The sequence below is a fragment of the Nocardia sienata NBRC 100364 genome (genome assembly GCF_001613205.1).
In the GTDB taxonomy this organism is placed as follows: domain Bacteria; phylum Actinomycetota; class Actinomycetes; order Mycobacteriales; family Mycobacteriaceae; genus Nocardia; species Nocardia sienata.
Genome location: NZ_BDBX01000024.1, coordinates 229,661 through 248,797, shown reverse-complemented (window position 1 = coordinate 248,797; position 19,137 = coordinate 229,661). Strand labels below are relative to the sequence as shown.

The 19,137-nt window shown below is 67.7% G+C and carries 18 protein-coding genes and 1 pseudogene; 9 read left to right on the top strand and 10 right to left on the bottom strand.

Features of this window, described 5'->3' with window-relative positions; all coding sequences use genetic code 11:
- Positions 1–194 precede the first annotated feature (194 nt).
- Positions 195–1,484, bottom strand: a complete 1,290-nt coding sequence (aceA, locus tag NS4_RS15655) for an isocitrate lyase (protein ID WP_063060249.1) — start codon at positions 1,482–1,484, stop codon at positions 195–197.
- 733 nt (positions 1,485–2,217) lie between these two features.
- Between aceA and NS4_RS15650 the strand changes: the two genes are divergently transcribed.
- Both NS4_RS15650 and NS4_RS15645 read left to right on the top strand, forming a co-directional pair.
- Positions 2,218–3,207: an XdhC family protein gene (locus NS4_RS15650; RefSeq protein WP_063060290.1), complete on the top strand. Its 990-nt coding sequence runs from the start codon at positions 2,218–2,220 to the stop codon at positions 3,205–3,207.
- A 96-nt stretch (positions 3,208–3,303) separates the two neighbouring features.
- Complete coding sequence (locus tag NS4_RS15645; RefSeq protein ID WP_245665426.1) at positions 3,304–4,260, top strand: hexose kinase; 957 nt, start codon at positions 3,304–3,306, stop codon at positions 4,258–4,260.
- 21 nt (positions 4,261–4,281) lie between these two features.
- Here the strand turns inward: NS4_RS15645 and ramB are convergent, their stop codons facing one another.
- From ramB to NS4_RS15620, 5 genes are all read right to left on the bottom strand, one after another.
- A complete protein-coding gene (gene ramB / locus NS4_RS15640) occupies positions 4,282–5,688 on the bottom strand; it encodes an acetate metabolism transcriptional regulator RamB (RefSeq protein WP_063060248.1) in 1,407 nt (468 codons plus the stop codon).
- A 180-nt stretch (positions 5,689–5,868) separates the two neighbouring features.
- A complete protein-coding gene (locus tag NS4_RS15635; protein ID WP_063060247.1) occupies positions 5,869–6,222 on the bottom strand; it encodes a DUF3349 domain-containing protein in 354 nt (117 codons plus the stop codon).
- The gene (locus NS4_RS15630) at positions 6,222–6,503 is read right to left on the bottom strand and encodes a hypothetical protein (protein WP_063060246.1); all 282 of its coding nucleotides are present in this window, start codon (positions 6,501–6,503) and stop codon (positions 6,222–6,224) included. Before NS4_RS15630 ends, NS4_RS15635 begins: the two co-directional genes overlap by 1 nt.
- On the bottom strand, positions 6,503–7,708 hold the full coding sequence (locus NS4_RS15625) for an inorganic phosphate transporter (RefSeq protein ID WP_063060245.1): 1,206 nt from the start codon (positions 7,706–7,708) through the stop codon (positions 6,503–6,505). The genes NS4_RS15630 and NS4_RS15625 overlap by 1 nt, the downstream gene beginning before the upstream one ends.
- A 93-nt stretch (positions 7,709–7,801) precedes the next feature.
- Complete coding sequence (locus NS4_RS15620) at positions 7,802–9,028, bottom strand: multidrug effflux MFS transporter (protein ID WP_281219112.1); 1,227 nt, start codon at positions 9,026–9,028, stop codon at positions 7,802–7,804.
- A 51-nt stretch (positions 9,029–9,079) separates the two neighbouring features.
- On the opposite strand from NS4_RS15620, the gene NS4_RS15615 reads away from it, so the two are divergent.
- Positions 9,080–9,559, top strand: a complete 480-nt coding sequence (locus tag NS4_RS15615) for a MarR family winged helix-turn-helix transcriptional regulator (protein ID WP_063060244.1) — start codon at positions 9,080–9,082, stop codon at positions 9,557–9,559.
- Positions 9,560–9,621: 62 nt separating this feature from the next.
- On the opposite strand, the gene NS4_RS15610 is transcribed toward NS4_RS15615, so the two are convergent.
- The 3 genes from NS4_RS15610 to NS4_RS15600 all read right to left on the bottom strand — a co-directional run bounded on the left by NS4_RS15610 (position 9,622) and on the right by NS4_RS15600 (position 13,036).
- Entirely contained in the window at positions 9,622–11,445 is a 1,824-nt protein-coding gene (locus NS4_RS15610; RefSeq protein ID WP_063060243.1) for an acyl-CoA dehydrogenase, read from the bottom strand.
- 166 nt (positions 11,446–11,611) lie between these two features.
- Entirely contained in the window at positions 11,612–12,484 is an 873-nt protein-coding gene (locus NS4_RS15605; protein ID WP_063060242.1) for a nuclease-related domain-containing protein, read from the bottom strand.
- 174 nt (positions 12,485–12,658) lie between these two features.
- A complete protein-coding gene (locus NS4_RS15600) occupies positions 12,659–13,036 on the bottom strand; it encodes a VOC family protein (RefSeq protein ID WP_063060287.1) in 378 nt (125 codons plus the stop codon).
- Between the two features lie 171 nt (positions 13,037–13,207).
- Between NS4_RS15600 and NS4_RS15595 the strand changes: the two genes are divergently transcribed.
- From NS4_RS15595 to NS4_RS15570, 6 genes are all read left to right on the top strand, one after another.
- A complete protein-coding gene (locus NS4_RS15595; protein ID WP_084487312.1) occupies positions 13,208–14,062 on the top strand; it encodes a patatin-like phospholipase family protein in 855 nt (284 codons plus the stop codon).
- 645 nt (positions 14,063–14,707) lie between these two features.
- Complete coding sequence (locus tag NS4_RS15590; protein ID WP_063060240.1) at positions 14,708–15,364, top strand: SRPBCC family protein; 657 nt, start codon at positions 14,708–14,710, stop codon at positions 15,362–15,364.
- Positions 15,364–15,762, top strand: a complete 399-nt coding sequence (locus tag NS4_RS15585) for an ArsR/SmtB family transcription factor (RefSeq protein WP_063060239.1) — start codon at positions 15,364–15,366, stop codon at positions 15,760–15,762. The genes NS4_RS15590 and NS4_RS15585 overlap by 1 nt, the downstream gene beginning before the upstream one ends.
- Positions 15,763–15,812: 50 nt before the next feature.
- Positions 15,813–16,529 carry a polysaccharide deacetylase family protein gene (locus NS4_RS15580; RefSeq protein ID WP_063060238.1) on the top strand — a complete coding sequence of 239 codons (717 nt, stop codon included), beginning with the start codon at positions 15,813–15,815 and terminating at the stop codon, positions 16,527–16,529.
- A 121-nt stretch (positions 16,530–16,650) separates the two neighbouring features.
- Positions 16,651–17,196: a carboxymuconolactone decarboxylase family protein gene (locus NS4_RS15575; protein ID WP_063060237.1), complete on the top strand. Its 546-nt coding sequence runs from the start codon at positions 16,651–16,653 to the stop codon at positions 17,194–17,196.
- A 495-nt stretch (positions 17,197–17,691) separates the two neighbouring features.
- Positions 17,692–18,216 (top strand): LuxR C-terminal-related transcriptional regulator, encoded by a 525-nt coding sequence (locus tag NS4_RS15570; protein ID WP_084487310.1) that lies wholly within the window; start codon positions 17,692–17,694, stop codon positions 18,214–18,216.
- Positions 18,217–18,231: 15 nt separating this feature from the next.
- Here NS4_RS15570 and NS4_RS33890 read toward each other — a convergent pair.
- Positions 18,232–18,867 (bottom strand): annotated as a pseudogene (locus NS4_RS33890) (phosphatase PAP2 family protein); the annotation flags it as partial.
- Positions 18,868–19,137 lie beyond the last annotated feature (270 nt).

Genomic DNA, 19,137 nt, shown 5'->3' with positions numbered 1-19,137 from the left:
GCCGACCGCTGAGCGCCTAGGGCGGTCGGGTCCGGCGCGCCGGAGAGACCGAAGCCCCCTCGCCGGGCTGTTGCGAGGGGGCGGTACACCCCTACCGAGGTAGTGGGTCCGGGATACCCGTCAGAAGACGGAGTACCACGATCGGTCCCGAAGGACTCGGGCCCAGAGGCCCGAGTCCGGGCGCCGCAGACAACTCAGTGGAACTGTCCTTCTTCGGTGGAGCCCTTCAGCGCCGCCGTCGAGGTGTTGGGGTCGACGGTGGTGGCGATGGTGTCGAAGTAGCCGGCACCGACCTCGCGCTGATGCTTGATCGCGGTGAAGCCACGCTCGGCGGCGGCCTTGAATTCGCGCTCCTGCAGGTCGACGAAGGCGGTCATACCCTCGCGGGCGTAGCCGTAGGCCAGGTCGAACATGCCGTAGTTGAGCGAGTGGAAGCCGGCCAGGGTGATGAACTGGAACTTGAAGCCCATGGCGCCGAGTTCACGCTGGAACTTGGCGATGGTGGCGTCGTCCAGGTGGGCCTTCCAGTTGAAGGACGGCGAGCAGTTGTAGGCCAGCAGCTGGTCCGGGAATTCGCTGCGGACGGCCTCGGCGAACTTGCGCGCGACCTCGAGGTCCGGCACGCCGGTCTCCATCCAGATGAGGTCGGCGTAGGGGGCGTAGGCCTTGGCGCGCGCGATGCAGGGCTCGATGCCGTTCTTCACGCCGAAGAAGCCTTCGGCGGTGCGGGTGCCGTCGAGGAACTCGCGGTCGCGCTCGTCCACATCGGAGGTGATGAGGGTGGCGGCTTCGGCGTCGGTACGGGCGATGATCACCGAGGGCACCTCGGCGACGTCGGCGGCCAGGCGCGCGGAGGTCAGGGTGCGGATGTGCTGCTGGGTGGGGATGAGAACCTTGCCACCCAGGTGGCCGCACTTCTTCTCCGAGGCCAGCTGGTCTTCCCAGTGCACACCGGCGGCACCGGCGGCGATCATGGCCTTCTGCAGTTCGTAGGCGTTCAGCGCGCCACCGAAGCCGGCTTCGGCGTCGGCGACGATGGGGGCCAGCCAGTTCTCGACGGCGGTATCGCCCTCGACCTTGGCGATCTCGTCGGCGCGCAGCAGCGCGTTGTTGATGCGGCGAACCACGGCGGGCACCGAGTTGGCCGGGTAGAGGCTCTGGTCGGGGTAGGTGTGACCGGACAGGTTCGCGTCACCGGCGACCTGCCAGCCCGACAGGTAGATGGCCTTGAGGCCCGCGCGGACCTGCTGCACCGCCATATTGCCGGTGAGGGCGCCCAGCGAGTTGATGTAGTCCTCGTTGTTCACCAGATCCCACAGGATCTCCGAGCCACGCCGCGCGAGGGTGTGCTCTTCGACAACGGTGCCCTGCAGCTTGGAAACCTGCTCGGCGGTGTAGTTGCGGGTGACGCCCTTCCAGCGCGGGTTGGTGTCCCAATCCTTCTGGATTTCCTCGGCGGTCTTCGGGGTGCCGGTGGTCGACATCTTGCGACTCCACTTCCTTGGTCGGTCGGTCCGCCGTGTCCGCGTCGACGAAGCGTTTCCGCGTCGCACTGCTGGAACGACGATTTGCAGGCTTGCAATGCCCGGTGGGTGTACTTCCACACCATGGCACACCATCAAAAGGCCGTCTACCTGTTGCTTCTGTGAATCTGAGCTAGGATCGCCCACAACTTTGCCAATCCTGCGAAAGTTGCCAGCGCGTAACCACCGTCAAGTCTACTCACCAGTAGCTCTGACATGGGGTTTTAGCGTAACGCTTGTACTGTTAGCGGAGGTGGGGATCGCGGTCGACCCCACCCGGCCCGACTCGGCCCTGTGAGGACGTTCATAACTGATGTCGCGCGCCTTCAGATGCGATGTGCGGCCCTGCGGACTCGCGTGAAAGCGAAAGGCGGACGCGCGCGAAGGACAGAAAGTGGATTGCTCGCAAAGGTGGGGTGCGGGCTTGCGGCCCCCCGGTGGATCCTCTCTCTTCCCGCCGCCGGGGAGTACATCACGGGGGTGAACCCCCAAAATTTCACAACATGCCCAGACAGGGACGGTGTCGGTGCACAACACTTGGCCGACCATTCATGTTCTCGCCCGACGAGATTTTCGCAGGCGTGCCAAATTCGCAGAGAACAGCGCTAGGGTGTCCGTCACGTGCGCGGTCATCGGTGACGGGTGCCGATGGTGAGCGCCTGCCCTCCGTCGCACGGTGGGATCGGAGCTGTTGATGCGCGACATCGTCGACGACCTGCTGCAGGTGTGGCGTTCGGGCCGGACCGGCGGGCTGGCCACCATCGTGCGCACGGGTGGCCAGGTGGACATTCCGGTGGGTACGGCGATTCTGGTGGATCCCGACGGCATGATCTACGGATCCATGGCGGCCACCGGAATAGAGGACACCGTCTACGAATCGACCCTGCAGGCGGCCCGGACCGGGCAGCGCGCTCTGCACCGGCTCCCGGTGCCCGGCGGTGAGGGCGCGGTGATCGATGTGTTCACCGAGCCGTTTTCCCGCGGACATTTTCCGGAATTCCCGACCATCGCCGCCGAAATAGCCGAACATCGGCGGGTCACACTTTTCACCGTGGTGTGGAATCCCGAACCGGGAATGATCGGACAGCATCTGATCACCGATAAAAGACACGCGACAGAACTGGTCTCGCTACCGCAGTCCGATATTTTCGTGGCCTCGTTCGCCCCGCCCCCGCTGCTGGTGGTGTTCGGAGCCAATACCGTCGCCGCGGCGCTCTCGGCGCAGGCGCAGTTGCTCGATTACCGGGTCGCCATCTGCGATCCGCGCCCCGCATTCGCGGTGCCGGAATCCTTCCCCGGGGCCGAGGTGGTCTGCGATTGGCCGCACCGCTATCTGAACATGCTGGTCTCCGAGGGCGAGATCGACTCATCCACCGGTATCGTGCTGGCCTCCCACGATCCACAATTCGAGATTCCGCTGCTGACGGTCGCGCTCCGACTACCCGAGATCGGTTATATCGGTGCGGTCGGCTCGCTGGTCTCCAGCGCGCGCCGCCTCGACGACCTGCGCGCGAGCGGGTTCGACGAGACGCAACTGGCCCGGCTGCACTCCCCCGCGGGAATGGATATCGGTGCGGCCACGGCCACCGAAACAGCATTGGCGGTGACCGCGGAGATGGTGGCCGCACGGAACGGGCGGTTGGGCCGGATCACCGTACCCTTCCCGGCAGAGGCCGCGATCTGAGCGCAGCGCGCCCTCGCCCCCGGCCCCGGCGAGGGCGACCGAAATCACCCTCGCAATCGCGCCCTTGATCTTGTGCCGTGCCGACTCTCGTGGACAGTGGTTCTCGTGATCCTCACCGTGACAATGAATCCCGCCTACGATGTCACCTACCGCGTCGAGAATTTCACCCATGGGCAGGCCCACCGGGTTCGCTCGGTGGAGCAGCGCCTCGGCGGTAAGGGCATCAACGTCACCAGAGTGCTCAACCAATTGGGCCGCTATGCCCGTGCCACCGGCTTCGCCGACCACGCATTCGCCGCCGCCGCCGAGGCCGAGATGCCGGTGGATTTCGTGCATGCCCTGCCGTGGGTCCGGCGCACCGTGGTGATCAGCGAATCCGATACCGGCACCGCGACCGCGCTGCGCGAACCGGGGGCGCGGATATCCAATCCGCACGCCTGCGAACAACTCGAGGTTCGTGTATCGGGCATGCTGACGCATATCTCGGGCCTGGTGATCGCCGGGTCACTACCCGACGGCGTCGATCCCGGCCTTCCCGCGCGCATCGCCCAGACCGCGCTGAACGCGGGCGTGCCCACGGTCTGTGACCTGCACGGACCGGCACTGCGAATGGCCTCCCGGGTGCCCGGGGTGGTACTGCTGCCAGGTCTCGACGAGTTCGAATCGCTCACCCACTGCCGCCCCGAAACGCCGGAGGCGCTGGTCACCGCGACCCGGCCGCTGGTGGATCGCGGGGTGGGCGCGGTGATCATCACCCGGGGACCACACGGCATGGTCGCGGTCACCCCGGACGGGTCGTGGGAAGCCCGGCTGCCCGAACCCCTGACCGGTAACCCGACCGGAGCGGGCGATCCGGTGACCGCCGCTGTGATCGCGGCCCTGGCCACCACGCAGGCTCCGGACTGGCCGGCGATCCTGGTCGACGCGGTCGCCACCTCGGCCGCCTCGGTGGTCATCCCGGTGGCCGGTGAGATCGATCGGCGGCTGCGCGGCCACCTGGCCCCGACCGTGCAGATCTCGGAACTGGAGACTCCGGGCCGGGAATCGGCCTGACCTCGAGGTCCCGCTCACCGCCTACTTCAGGACGTACGGGGAAACCGAACTCCGGTGTTCGCTGATATCGAGGGTTTTACCGAGCGGGGGGAAGGCACGCTGGGGGCAGTTGGCGCGATCGCAGACCCGGCAGCCCGCGCCGATGGGGGTGGCGTTGGCCTCCCGCAGATCGATACCGTCGGCGTACACGACCCGTGCCGCGTGCCGGATCTCGCAACCCAGCCCGATCGCGAAGGTTTTACTCGGCTGCCCGTACCGGGTCGCGCGGCGTTCCACGGTGCGCGCCACCCACAGGTATTTCCGGCCGTCCGGCATCTGCGCGATCTGCGTCATGATCTTGCCCGGATAGGCGAAGGTCTCGTACACATTCCACAGCGGACAGGTACCGCCGCTGGAGGAGAAGTGGAAACCGGTGGCGGACTGACGTTTCGACATGTTGCCGGCCCGATCGACCCGGACGAACGAGAAGGGGACTCCGCGCAGTTCCGGTCGCTGCAAGGTGGACAGGCGGTGGCAAATGGTCTCGTAGCTCTGCGCGAAGAATGCCGATAATCGTTCGATGTCGTAGCGGAAACCTTCGGCTACCTCGTGAAAGTAGGTGTAGGGCAGCACCGTGGCGGCGGCGAAATAGTTCGCCAGGCCGAGCATGGCGAGTCTGCGCGCGTCCGGGCCGGAGAAGTTCCCCTCGTCCACCAGCTTCTCCAGCAATTGCCCGCATTCGAAATAGGCCAGCTCGGCGGCCAGTTTGAACAGGCGCTGGCCACCGGATAGATGCGGCGCGATCTCGAGCACCTGGCTGTCCGGGTCGTACCGGTGCAGCACGCCCTCGCCGAGATCGATACGTTCCATGATCCGCACGCCGTAGCTGCGCAGCACCTTGGGGATCTCGCTGTGCGCGTCGCCGTTGTGGAAGCGGATGCGGTTGGCCAGTTCCTCGGCGGCGGTGTCGAGCTCGTGGATATAGTTCTGCCGCTGGTAGAAGTAGTCGCGTACTTCCTCGTGCGGTTTGCTGATGGTGGCGCTGCCCGCGCCGTCGGCGAATCGGTCCTCGGTGGCCGCGGCCAGCTGGGCGCTGGTGTTGCGGTAGCGGTTGTGCATATTGACCAGGGCCCGGGCCATGCTCGGGTGGGCCGACACCATCTCCGCGATCTCGCGGGCATCGGCTTCGATGCCCAGTTCCTGGTCCATCACCACTTCCTGCAGTTCGGCGATGAGCCGGGTGTCGTCCTGCGGGGAGAAGAAGGTCGCCTCGACTCCGAAGACCTCGCTGATCCGCAGCAGCACCGGTACGGTGAGCGGCCGGACATCGTGCTCGATCTGGTTGAGATAGCTGGCCGATATTTCCAGCTGCTGGGCCAGCGCCACCTGGCTGAGCCCGCGTTCGGTCCGCAGTTGCCGCAACCGGGCGCCGACGTAAGTCTTGGCCATATGTCCAGCTTAGGGGTCGTTCGCACGATGCGATAACCGGGTTAGCAAGAATTTCGCTTCCGTCACCGCGCGCCGGTTCAGTGAGGCCGGCCGGACGGATCCAGATGTGACGGCCCTCGCCGCGGATCCGTCTGCGCGGGTATCTCGCCGGTGACCTCGGTGATCATCATGCCGGGACCGTCATCGGTCCTCTTCCGGCCGGGCGATCTCGGCCAACGGGGAGGCCAACGGCCAGCCGCCGGCAGCCAGATGCGAGGCCACCCGCGCGATGTCCTCCGGACCCGCCTGCTCCCGGGCGTGCCGGCTGACCGCGGCCTCGACTTCGGCGTGGGTGATCTCCCGGTCCCCCCGGTCACGCACCAGTTCCTCGGCGACCAGGACGACCTCGTACTCGGTCAGGTCCCGGTGCAGTACAGCGAACAGGGCCACATAATCCGATTGGGGCACGCCCTGCGGGTACCCGGCCCGCAACCACGCGAGCACCCGGGCCAGCAGTCCCGACCGCTCCGGCGGCAATTCGTTCCCGGTGGCCATCACGCCTGCCCGAACAGGTGGATACCGAGCCGTTCGGCCAGGAACGCCTTCGCGACGAACAGCACCGCGGCGACCACCACCGCGAGCACGGCGACCAGGCAGAGGCCCGCGCCGGCGAGGGCGGTCGGGTTACGCCGTACCGATCCGTCCGGCCCGGTCGTCGCCGCGGCCGACCACAGCCGCACCCCGAGCGCGAACACCATGGGCAACCCGGCGCCCAGCACGAGCGCTGCCAGCGTCACCTCCCCCAGCGACCGCAGATTCGTCGACACGGTATCCATTACGCCTCCTCGGATGTCGGCCCGGCGACCCGTGGCTGCTGCGCGGGCGAGGTGTCCCCCGGCCCGCAGTCGGCGTCGGGAACAGCGTTGACATTGCCGCTGGACACCTTGTCCCGCAGCGAGCGCCGATAGATCACGGTAGCCAGCGCGATGAGCAACGTGAACACCACGAGCACCCCGGCCAGGCCGCCGATGTAGTAGGCGAGCGTCCAGCAGATCGCGCCGACGATGCCGGCGGCGGGCAGGGTCAGCAGCCAGGCCACGACCATCCGCCCCATCACCCCCCAGCGCACTTCCGCCCCTTTGCCGAGGCCGGTACCGAGGATCGCACCGGTGACGGTCTGCGTCGTCGAGAGCGGCAGCCCGAAATGAGCGGAGGTCAGGATGATCGCCGCCGAGGCCGATTCGGCCGCCAGCCCCTGTGGCGAATCGATATCGACGAGTTTCTTACCGAGGGTGCGGATGATCCGCCAGCCGCCGAGGTAGGTGCCGGCCGCGATCGCGAACGCGCACGCGGCCATCACCCACAGCGGCATGACCGAGTCCGCAGAGAGCTCACCGTAGGCGATCAAGGCCAGGAAGATGACGCCCATCGTTTTCTGCGCGTCGTTGGTGCCGTGCGCCAGCGACACCAGCGACGCCGAGCCGACCTGACCCCACCGGAATCCGGTGCTCACCTTGTCCGGGTGGGAGCCGCGGGTGATCCGGTACACCGACCAGGTGCCGATGGTGGAGACCAGACCGGCGACGACGGGTGCGAGCAGCGCGGGAATCACGATCTTGTTGATCACTCCGCCTTCCGCGGATATCCATACCACCCCGCTCCAGCCCAGGGCGGCCAGGGTCGCGCCGATCAACCCACCGAACAATGCGTGCGAGGAACTCGACGGCAGGCCGAACAGCCAGGTGAGCAGGTTCCACAGGATGCCGCCGACCAATCCGGCGTAGACGATGAGCAGCAGGTCGTGCCCGGACACCTGGTCGAGCCGCACGATCCCCTCGGCCACCGTCGCCGCCACCGCCACCGACAGGAACGCGCCCACCAGATTCAGGACCGCGGACAGGGTCACCGCGACTCTGGGGCGGAGCGCCCCGGTAGCTATCGAGGTCGCCATCGCATTGGCCGTGTCGTGGAAACCGTTGGTGAAGTCGAAAGCCAGCGCCGTGACAATGACGACCAAGAGAATGAGCAGCTCAACTGTCACGCCTTGCATTGTGCGGCATGCACCGGCCGGTACGGTCCGGCGGGACCGGCCGGTCGCCGGAAGGTAGCCGCTACCTGCGTGGATCCGCCGGGATCACGCGTGGGCCGGCTCCCGGTCCCGGGGCACCACCGCACCCGCGGTGTCCCCCACCCGCCGCGCGAGGATGCCCAGGCAGGCGCAGACCACGATGGCGACACCCATCGGTACACCGGTGGCGGGCCCGCCGAGACCGACCAGTGGGGATACCGCCGCGCCCAGCGCGAACTGCAGCGCGCCCATGAGCGCCGAGGCGGAACCGGCGGCATGGCGCGCCCGGCCGATCGCCAGTGCGCTGGCGGTGCCCATGACCGTCGGGGTGGCGGCCACCATCACGAAGAGGACGGGCAGCACAAGTGCCGCCGGCGCACCGGTGGCCAGCAATACGAGCAACACGGTCGCGGCCGCCAAGATCACCAGCTGCCCGATCCGCAGGATCGGCGCCGGGCCGAATCGGCCGACGAGCCGGGAGATCACCACTCCGGCCGCCACCATGCCGGCGGCATTGGTGGCGAACACGATCGTGTAGGCCCGGTTGGACATGCCGAGCACGTTCTCGATCACGAAGGGCGAAGCCGAGATATAGGACATCATCCCGGCGAATCCGAGCGCGAAGGCGAAGATGTACCCGAGATAGCCGCGCTCGGAACCGATACCGCGCAGCGTACGGAGCGTTCCACCGGCACCGGCCCGGTGGCGCCGCTCCGGCGGCAGCGATTCCGGCACCACGATCAGCGCGCCCGCGAACATCAGCACGAAGATTCCGCTCAGCACCCAGAACTCGGCCCGCCAGCCGGCGGATACCAATACACCGCCGAGCAGCGGTGCGACCACCGGTGCGATACCACCGATCGCGGAGAACAGGGTGAAGAGCCGGGCGGTGGCCGCTCCTTCGGTGCGGTCGGCGCCGACCGCACGGCCGATCACCAGCCCGGCGGAGGCGGTCAACCCCTGTACGAAACGCATGGCGACGAGCAACCAGATGGTGGGTGCCAGCGCACAGATCACGGTGACGACGACGGTGATCGCGGTGGCCACGACCAGTGGCCTGCGCCGGCCGAACCGATCGGAGAGCGGCCCGATGAGCAACTGCCCCGCGGCGAGACCGACCAGAAAAGCGGTCAGGGTGAGCTGCACACTCGCCGCGCTGGTGTGCAGATCGGCGGCGAGGTCGGTGAATGCCGGCAGATACATGTCCACCGCGAACGGCGCCGCCGCCGAGAGCAGCGCCAGCACCACCAGCAGCAGCCCGGATACCCCGGGGCGCGTTCGAATCGGTAGCACGGTGCCTCCTCCTTGATACTTATTTATGCATACATAAGTTATCATGGCCGAGTGAGCACCAACTCCTCCGAGCTTCGTGCGCTGGACCACGCGCTGCGCGAGGTCGCGCGGGCGGTTCGTAAGGCCACCCCGCGCCTCGCCGGCACCGAACCGCTCACCGACACCCAGTTCGAGGCGCTGCGCATCATCGTGCACAACCCCGGCGCCGCGGCGGGTGAACTGGCCGCGCTGACCGGTATGCAGCCGAGCAATATGAGCGTGACACTGCGTCAACTGGGCGAATACGGGCTCATCGACCGCGAACCCGATCCCGCGGACCGCCGCTGCAGCCGGATCCTGCCCACCGAGAAGGCCATCGCGCACGCCCGCGAGATGGAAACGGTACGCACCCGGCTCGTCCTCGATGCCCTCGCGACCCTGTCGCCGCAGGATCAGCGGAGCCTGACCGCGGCCATCGGCGGTCTGCGCGCCCTGGCCGACGCGCTCACCAGCGCGACACCGGCACGGACGACACGCCCGCGCACCGGTTGACCGCCGCTACCGCCCGCACACCGGCCGGCCCACGCGGACAGGGGTGGGCCGGGCCGGTGAGATCAGAATGCCGCTTCGGGCATGTTCATGATGTCGGTATCGATCGCCGCGATGATCTCCTTGGTCGCGGTGAGTGTGGGCAGCACGTTCTTGGCGAAGAAGCTCGCCACCCCGATCTTGCCCGTGTAGAACGGTCGATCGCGCTCATCCGCCGCGGCCAGTGCGGCGGTGGCGACCTCCGCCTGCACCAGTAGCCGCCAGCCGATCAGCAGATCGCCCACCGCCAGCAGGAACCGCACCGAGCCGAGCCCCACCTTGTACAGCTCGGTGGGTTCGGACCGGGCGGCTACCGCGTAGCCGGTGAGCGACCCCGCCATCGCCTGCACATCCGCCAGCGCGGTGCGCAGCAGGGCCCGCTCGGTTTCCAGGCGGCCGGTGGGCGCCTCCAGGAAAGCGGTGATCTGGCCGAAGATCTGCGCGGCCGCGACGCCCTTGTCCCGGAGGATCTTGCGAAAGAAGAAATCCTGCGCCTGGATGGCGGTGGTGCCCTCGTACAGGGAGTCGATCTTCGCGTCGCGGATGTACTGCTCGATCGGATAGTCCTGCAGGTAGCCCGAACCACCCAGCGTCTGCAGCGACTCGGTCAAGTACTGATAGGCCCGCTCGGAACCGACGCCCTTGACGATGGGCAGCAGGAAATCGTCGATCCGGTGCGCCGTTTCGGCGTCCACTCCGGAAACGAGTTGTGCCACATCGGCGTCCTGATGGATCGCCGTGTAGAGGTAGACCGCGCGCAGACCCTCGGCATAGGCCTTCTGCATGGCCAGACTGCGCCGCACATCGGGATGACGGGTGATCGGAACCCGAGGCGCGGTCTTGTCGGTCATCCGGGTCAGGTCGGCGCCCTGCACCCGCTCCTTCGCGTAGGCGAGCGCGTTGAGGTATCCGGTCGACAGGGTCCCACTGGATTTGACGCCGACCATCATGCGCGCGTTCTCGATGACCTTGAACATCTGGGCGATCCCGTTGTGGCTGTCGCCGACCAGCCAGCCCACCGCGGGCTTCTCACCGCCGAAGGTGAGTTCACAGGTGGGCGAGGACTTCAGGCCCATCTTGTGTTCGACATCGGTCACGTACACGCCGTTGCGCTCGCCCAGTTCCAGGGTCTGCGGGTCGAACAGGAATTTCGGTACGTAGAAAAGGGACAGGCCCTTGGTACCCGGTCCCGCGCCCTCGGGCCGGGCCAGCACCAGGTGGAAGACATTCTCCGCGGTGTCACCGACATCGGCGCCGGAGATGAAACGTTTGACGCCCTCGATATGCCAGGTGCCGTCGGGCTGTTCGACCGCTTTGGCCCGGCCCGCGCCCACATCCGAACCCGCGTCGGGTTCGGTGAGCACCATGGTGCCCTGCCAGTGCCGATCGAAACCGGCCGCTGCCCAGTGCTTCTGCTGATCGGTACCGATACCGAACAGCACCTGCGCCATCACCGCACCCATATCGAAGAACACGGCGGCCGGATTGGCGCAGGTGATCATCTCGCTCACCGCCCAGCACAGTGCGGCGGGGGCGGGCATCCCGCCCATCTCCTCGGGTTTGCCGAGGCGGTTCCACCCGGCATCCCGGACCGCGTGCACGGTCTTGGCCAGCGGTTCCGGGACGATGATCGAACGAGTGTCCGGGACGAACTCAACCGGATCCCGGTCGGCGGCCGCGAAGGACTCCGCCACCGGGCCCTCGGCCAGGCGTTTCACCTCCGCCAGGATTTCGCGCGCGGTATCGGTGTCCAGATCCCCGTACGCATCGGTATCGAGGATTTTGCCCAGTTCGAACACCTCGAAGAGGTTGAACTCGATATCGCGCAGATTCGCCTGATAGTGACCCACGGCTGCCCTCCTGGTCGTTACGGTCGGCGGCCGGGGACCGCCCGGTTACAGGCTTTTTGACATCGTACGAACTGAAGGGTGCCGGACGCTGCGCCGGGTACGCAACCGTAGCCTCACGAGGCCTGGTCCGCGTCCGCGAGCAGTGTCCAGGACGGGTGCCATCGCCTCAGCAATCCGGTTGCAGCGGCCAGCACTCCACCGGGCCTCCGGGCGCGGCGGGCACGGTCGGCTCGACGGTGGTGCTGGGTGCCGCCGGTTCGGCGGCAGGACCGTCGGCGAGCAGGGAACCGGCGATCGCACCCAGCACGATCAGTACGCCCAGTACCGCGACCCCCAGCACCGCCCAGCCGATGATGTCCTGGGTGCGGCCGGAATCCGGGCGCCGCCAACCGGGCCGCTCCCGCGGCGTCTTCGGCGGCTCCGGCAGTTTGTCCTCGAAACCGGCGGCGATGAGCTCGGCACGATCCGGCGCCCAGCCGGTGAGCGCCCGGGTGGCCGCGCAGACCCGGCCCAGTGTCCAGCGGGGCGGCCCGGGTGCGAAATTCTCCAGGAAGATGCGCAGTTCGGTGGATTCGACCGCGTTTCCGACCACCACGTCCAATCCGGGCCGCAGGGTTTCCCGGCCCGGCCGCAGTACCACGCCCCGCATGGGCACCAGCGCCACTGCCCCGCACAACTGTCCGGGGTCGTAGGTGGCGCGTTCGAAGGCCAGCTCGACCTCCCGCACCGCACTCTCCAGCTGCCGTATCGGATTCACACCGAATTCCAGTTCCAGATCCGCTGCGGCCTCGCCCACCTGCCACTGCCGATCCGGCGAAACCGTGAGCACCCCACTCTGCCGGCTGCGGAACCCGACCACCTCGATCACGAGAACGCCTTGGGGCGTCCAGATCACCGCCCCGATCTGCCGGGTTCCGCGTTGGGTGCCGATCCGCAGGTCGACGATGGCCAGGCCGGTTGTCGGCAGCTGCCGCAGGCATGCCACGAATTCCTTTTCGGCCGCGGATAGTTCCGCCCGATCGTCGACCTTCACCAGCATCGCGCTCTACCTCTGCCGTGTGTCGTTGCCCCTCATGCCACCATCGACCCCCGTGTCGATCATGGCCCGCCGGTCACTTTCGTACCACTCATATGCCTTGCGGTTCAGGCGAATCGGGAATCAGCGCACCGGGCCCCGAGGCGCCGGCACCCGGTGCGACGACCTCTGCGGTTCTCAGACCCACTGCACGAGTTGGTAGATGATCCCGTTCCGGTCGGTCGTCTGGAAGTAGCGCTCGCCCCATTCCTCGGTCTCGATGGGGGTGACGATCGGGGCGCCTTCCTTCTGCAGGCGCGCATATTCCGTATCGATATCGGCCACCACGAACACCACGAGCAACCCGTCCCCGGCGGAGCCGGCAACGCGTTCGGGCTTGAAAGTGGACAGGCCGGTGCGCAGGTAGATGAGGTTCATCCCGGCTTCGGGGTGGGCGAGCGAGACGAAACCGTCGGCCGCCATCTGCTCGGCGAAGCCGAAATGGGTGGTGACGAACTCCGCCGATGCGGCCGGGTCGGCGACGTTGAGCGAGATGGCGGATCCGGTGATGCGCATGAGACCTCCGTTTTCCATTAACACCGTATGGTGTACGTAGTATTTGTACCCGACCCGATCGCGGACCGCACCGTGATCCACCGCACGCCGGAAACTCGGCCGGCACCGGCCTTCGGCGATACCGGTCGGTCGCGCCCGGCGGAAACCGCTTCGTCCGGCTAATCTCGTGCCATGTCCGACGCTCGGCCTCCCGCAACGCCCACGATCGCGCTGGTGCTGGGGGGCGGTGGCCCTGTCGGCATCGCCTGGTTGAGCGGCCTGGCGATCGGCCTACGCGATGCCGGAGTCGATCTGGCACTGGCCGACCGCATCATCGGCACCTCCGCCGGGGCGGTCGTCGGCTCGGCCCTCGCCTCCGGAATCGATATCGCCACGCTGCTGACCCCGCGACCGCGCGACGCCGAGCCGACCCGGCACAACTACGCGCCGCTGCTGGAGATCGCTTCGCTGCTGCGCGCCGTCGATCAGGATCGCGACCTGGTACTCCAACGAGTCGGCGAGCTCGCCCTGGGCGCCGGCGCCGGCGACCCGGCAATGCATATCGACCGCATCGGCTCGCTCGTCGGTTTCGCCGAATGGCCCGAGCACGATCTCCGCATCACCGCTATCGATATCGGGTCGGGGACGCTGACCGCCTGGACCCGCGACGGTGCCGCCACCCTCGTCGAGGCGCTCGCCTCGAGTACCGCGGTGCCGGGGGTCTTCCCCCCGATCGAGATCGCCGGCCGACATTACATCGACGGTGGGATCCGGTCCACCGTCAATGCCGACCTCGCGGCTGGCCACGATGTGATCGTGATCCTGGAACCGCTGGCGCATGTGTATCCGCGCACCCGCGCCGACCGGGAACTCGGACCGGCTCGGGAGATCTCGATACGTCCGGACGATATCGCCGTCGCCGCGTTCGGCACCGACCTCTTCGCCGATACCGCACTGGCCCCGGCCTACGAATCCGGCATCCGGCAGGCAGCGACAGCGGCGGCCGAGCTGAAGGAATTCTGGCCCGTCGCACCGGCCACCGCCTAAGACCGGCGTCGGATCACCTGCGGACCGCCAACGGCGCGTAGACCGCCGCGCGCCCGGCCGGCACGATCCGTCACCGGTTGGATGGGTGCCGCGTCCACTCCGCGCCACGGACTCGCCGAGGCCGGGGGGCGGCCCGGTCCACGCCTAGCGGGCCCGCGGTCGTCCACGGACCGACTTGTGCCGGTAGAGCGGTTCCGAGGCGAGTAGTTCGGCCTCGAACAGGACGGCCGGTGCGCGTTCGGGATTGCGACGCCGGGCCCACGCCCGAGCGGATACCCCATGAGTAATCGACCGCGGCGCCAGGGCGAGAGCCGTACCCGCTCGATCTTCCCGGCGCGCCCGATCGCGGTGCCGGCGTCGCCGAGAAGCAGCATTGCGGCAGCTTCGGGAGCTCGGCGTAGCGACCCGGCCGGGTGAGCCCACGCGGTATCGGCACCGTCGGCGAGGCGGTCGATGTACGGCCGGCGCCCCGCCGGTCGCCGCCCACAGGGCGTTGTCACCGGTTTCGCCACCACCGGGTTAGCGAATCGACCCTCTGCCCGCCCGAAGCGGGGAGCATTCGCCTCGGACCGGACCGCGCGCCCGGCCTGGCACCGCCGGCAACACTGCGCTAATATAAGTTGTAACTTATAAAGGGAGGAAGACATGGGTTTGCTCACCGATCCGGCTGCCATCGCAGGACTGGTCACCCGGGAGGTCCGCACCGCCGAACGACAGGGAGCGGTCACGCGGATCGCCGTGGCGCGGCGTACCTACGCCACCGATCCGGACGATCTCTGGGAGGCGCTCACCGATATCGAACGGATTCCGCGCTGGTTCCTGCCGGTGACCGGCGAGTTGGCCGTCGGCGGCAGGTACCAGCTCGAAGGAAATGCCGGCGGTGTGGTCGAGGAATGTGAACGCCCGAAGCGATTCGCGGTGACCTGGGAGATGGGGCCCATGGTTTCCTGGCTCGATATCCGGCTGGAACCCGGCGTCGGCGGGACCACCCTGGAATTGGTGCACGAAGCACCGGTCGATCCGGATATGTGGAAACAATTCGGCCCCGGCGCGGTGGGCGTCGGCTGGGATCTGGCGCTCATGGGGCTCGGCCTGCATCTGGAAACCGGCGCGGCAGTCGACCCGGCGGTGGCGCTGGAATTCCCGGCCACCACCGAGGGGCTGGAATTCGTCCGGACCGCGGCGACCGGTTGGGCGGAGGCGGCGATCGCCGACGGTGACGATCCGGCGCAGGCCCACGCGAGCGCCGAGGCGACCACCGGCTTCTACACCGTCAACCCCGAGGAGGAGGAGCGATCCTGATGGGCCGGCCCTCCCCGGCGAACGTGTTCGAGGCACTCGGCGATCCGGTGCGCCGCGCGATCCTGCAACTGGTGGCCGGCGGTGAACGCTCCGCCGGCACCCTCGTCGAGGAGATCCGCGGGCACACCCCGATCTCACAGCCCGCGGTATCACAGCACCTCAAGGTGCTACGGCAAGCCGGACTGGTCCGCGTGCGCTCGGAAGCCAATCGCCGGTTCTACGCACTGGAACCGCAGGGGCTCGCGGACGCCCGGGAGTGGCTCGCCGAACTGGTGGATCCGCTGGCCCGGTTCGCCCAGCCACTCGACGCCCTGGCCACCGAGATCGCCCGTGGCAAACGCGAACGCCGAGGCAAGAGCGCCGGAACAGGATCGGATCGTAGGGACCGGACCGCCTGACGGCTTCTCCTACGCTGGCCCGCCGGCCCGGCACCTGCTATACACCTTGGATGCGAAAGTGGCTGGCGGCGTCGGTAATTGCCGTCGTGACGGTACTGATCGTCGCGGTCGGCGGTTATTTCCTGATGAACTCGCGGACCTACCAGCTGGCCGGGCGGCTGGTGGACCGCGTGCAGACCGATGAGAAGGTGGTGGCCCTGACGCTGGACGACGGGCCGTCCGAGCGCGCCCCCGAGGTGCTCGATCTGCTCGCCACCGCCGGTATCCCCGCCACCTTCTATCTCAACGGCCGCGATCTGGCCGCCCGCCCCGAGCTGGGCCGAGCGATCGTGGCGGCCGGTCACGAGCTGGGCAACCACACCTACAACCACCGGCGGATGGTGCTGGTCTCGCCCGGCACGGTGGCCGACGAGGTGGAAGGTACCGATGCCGAGATACGCGCCGCCGGTTATCAGGGCGACATCACCTTCCGCCCGCCCTACGGCAAGAAATTGTGGACCCTCCCGAACTACCTCGCCGACCACGACCGCACCACGGTGACCTGGGATGTCGAACCCGAGGACGGCAATACCTCCACCGAGGACATCGTCGAGGCCGCCGTCGACCAGGTGCGCCCGGGATCGATCATCCTGTTGCACACCATGTACGGCTCCGGGGCGGCCTCCCGGGCCGCCATCGTCCCGATCGCGGCGAAACTGCATGCGCAGGGCTATCGGTTCGTCACGGTCTCCGAACTCCTCGATCACGGCGATTCCACACGCTCGTGACACGCTCCGGGAAAGCCACCTGTTCGAGCAGCACACCGGCAGGTAGGTTCGGGAGCACAGCCGCGCCACACCGAGCCGGGCGCTGTGATCGTACGACAGTTACACCGGAGAGGACGATGTGATGGTTTCGCAGGAGCGACCACGGATAGCACCCGGCCGCCTCCGTGAGCTGGGCCCGGTGAACTGGGCGGCCTGGCAGGTGCTCTCGCGTGCCTCGGGCACCTCCGACGCGCAGCTGTTCAGCACGCTGGGCCGGGCCGGGCGGCTGTTCCGCGGCTGGCTGCACTTCTCCGGCACTCTCATGCCGGGCGGGCGGCTGCGCCGGCACGATACCGAACTGGTCATCCTTCGGGTGGCCCATCTGCGCGACTGCGCGTACGAGACCGACCACCACATCCGCCTGGGCCGGCGGGCCGGGATCACACCGGAGATCCTGGAGCGGATCCGGGCCGGAGCCGACGCGCAGGGCTGGACCGACAAACACCGTGCCCTGCTCACCGCGGTCGATCAACTGGTCCGCACCCGCGATATCGACGATGCCGCCTGGGAGCACCTGTCCACCTACTACGACGATCGCCGCCTCATCGAAATCGTGCTGCTGGTCAATCAATACGAGGGTCTGGCCGCCACCATCACCACCCTCCGTATCCGCCGCGACGAGTTCTGATCGCCCGCGCGGCTTGGGCGTGTCTCGCAGTGTGCGAGTAGTGGGCGACGCACCTGCCACCCTTGATCACCCGTACAGGAGATGTTTCCTCGAGTCCTAAGGTCAGCGTGTGGATCGGTCGGAGCTGCTTTCTGGAAGTCCGAGGTTGCCGGCGCGGTGGCTGGAGGGGGTGTTGTTGGGGTCGGTGGTCACGGGGGCGGGTTTGGTTGTGGTCCAGTGGTGGTGGGTTGTAGGGGTGGTGGTGTGCGGTTTTTTCGCGGGCGTCCACGCGCGTTCGGTGTGGCCTGCGGCAGCGGTGTGGGTCGTCGTGGCGGCGTCGGTTGTGGTCGTGGCGTCGGTGTGGCCGACCTCGACGTCTGCTGTCGGTGTCTTTTCGGTTGTATTCGTGGCCGGCGGGATGGTGCCGTGGTTTTTCGGTCGGCTCTGGTATTTGTCGCGCGCGCTGACCAGAGCGGGCTGGGACCGTGCCGCGCAGCTGCAGCTCTCGACATCCAGATGCCCGGACTGGACGGCATCACCGCTGCGGGCCGGATCCAGCAGCTCGCACCATCCACCGGCTTGATCATTCTCACCACTTTCGGTGAGGACGACTACATTCTGCAGGCCTTGAGCGGCGGGGTTGCCGGATTCCTCACCAAATCCGGTGACCCGGAGGAACTCATCGCCGCCGTCCACGCGGTGGCCGACGGCGCCGCCTACCTGTCACCGAAGGTCGCCGCCCGAGTCGTTGCCCACCTGGTGAACTCCGGGCCGCAGTCGGTGACCGATAGCCGGGCGAGCGCCCGCGCCCTGGTCGAAGCGCTTACCGTGCGGGAGCGACAAGTTTTGGCCCTGCTGGGTGCCGGACTGACCAACGGGCAGATCGCGCGCCGGTTGACCGTGGTGGAGGGGACGATCAAGACTCATGTGAGTTCGATCCTGGCCACGCTCGGCGTCGACAACCGCGCGGCCGCTGCGGTCGTGGCCTTCCAGGCCGGTGTCGCCGCGCCGGATACCACCTCGCACAACCGGCGCCGCTGATCTCACCACGGCCAGCAGCGCACCGACCGCGCAGGCCCCGAGCACACAACCCGCGAGGACATCGTGCGGGTAGTGGACCCCCGCCGCCACCCGCGATACCACCACCAGGACCATCAACGCCACCACCGCAGCAGCCGACCTGCGCCACATGACCACCAGCCCCACGGCCAGACCCCCCGCAAGAGTTGCGTGATTGCTGGGAAAAGACCAATCACCGGCCGGCGGACAGGCGACGACATCGGCCGCCGAACCCACCGCGCGGCACGGCCGTTCCTCATCCACAACCAACTTCACCGCCTCGCTGATCACATATGCCCCGACCGTGCCCAGTGCCGTCGTCCCGGCCGCCACTACCCACAGCCACTGTCGGCCCCGAAAGCCCGACCACCCCGACCACGCCCAGAGCACGCCCAAAACCAGCAGGCAACCCTCTCCGAGCCACTCCACCGACCGCGCCAACGCGGGGGAGGAACCGAAGGCACCGGCCAGCCCTCGATACACCGACACCGAAGGTCCCTCGGTGATCTCGATCGGCTCAGGCTGCCCCAAACCTCCTGGGGAGAGCCACACCACAACCACACCACCGGCCAACACTGTCAGTACCGCGACAAACAACCATCGGCCCGTCTCGGCCCACACCCTGATTCGCATAGCGAATGACGTTAAGAGCGGCGACTACCCACCACATCGCCCGAACGACCACCCATCCGGTATGACCATCGTCAGGGTTGACACACTCGAAGTTCCGGCCTCCACAACCGAGATGCTGGGCGATCCCGCTTGGGACCGGGATCACAGAGCGGCCGGGCGCCCCGCAGCGAAGCGCTTTCGAGTACTCGAAAACAGCGAGTAACCGTCGAGACCACCCACCACACCCAGACTGTCGCATGCACGGTTGAAGCCTGGCGAGAAAAAGGCGCG